The 741-nt window shown below is 69.6% G+C and carries 1 protein-coding gene; it reads left to right on the top strand.

Annotated elements, in window-relative coordinates; genetic code table 11:
* Positions 1-741: HNH endonuclease signature motif containing protein (locus AC559T_RS15030; protein WP_498869125.1), on the top strand; the 741-nt coding region annotated here is incomplete at both ends.

The raw sequence follows: 741 nt of genomic DNA, 5'->3' as shown, positions 1-741 counted from the left end.
GCCGAGGAGGCGACCGCCTGCTACCAGCGGGTCGACCAGATCGCCCAGGGGATCGCCGCGCACCGAGGCGGCGGGGACAGCCGCAGCCGTGACCAGATCCGCGCGGACGTCCTCGTTGATCTTCTGTGTGGGCGGGCTGAGCATGCGGTGCCGCTTGCGTGTGAGGTGCAGGTCGTGGTGTCGGTGACGGTGCTGCTGGGCCTGGCGGAGGATCCCGGGGAGATCCCCGGGTACGGTCCGGTTCCCGCGGCGGTGGCCCGGGAGATGGCCGCACGGCCCGGATCGACATGGCGGCGGATCCTCACCGACCCTCAGGGCACGCTCGTCGAGATCGCGGACCGGCGCCTACCCGCCGCGGCCCAGGCCCGGCATGTGCGGGCACGGAACCGTGGCTGTGTCTTCCCGGGATGCGCCCGTACGTCGCGACGCGCGGATATCGACCACACGGTGGCGCACACGACCGGCGGGCCGACACTCACCCGGAACCTCGGGCCGATATGCCGCAAGCACCACCGCATGAAGTACTCCGACCGTTGGCGGCTGACACAACCACAGGAAGGAACGTTCGTCTGGACGGGCCCGTTCGGGGCGACGCGCGTCACCCACCCACATTCATACGTCGAACCGCAACACAAGGCTGGCACGGCGGGAGGAGGTGGCGATGAACCATCAGGCAACACCGCCTCGGGGTGGAAAATACCCCACGACACACAGCCACCATTCCGACCCCCACCACACCCA

The sequence above is a fragment of the Frankia sp. Hr75.2 genome (assembly GCF_949319125.1).
GTDB lineage: Bacteria > Actinomycetota > Actinomycetes > Frankiales > Frankiaceae > Parafrankia > Parafrankia soli.
The sequence above is the reverse complement of the archived record's forward strand: the minus strand, read 5'-3'. Positions and strand labels throughout refer to the sequence as shown.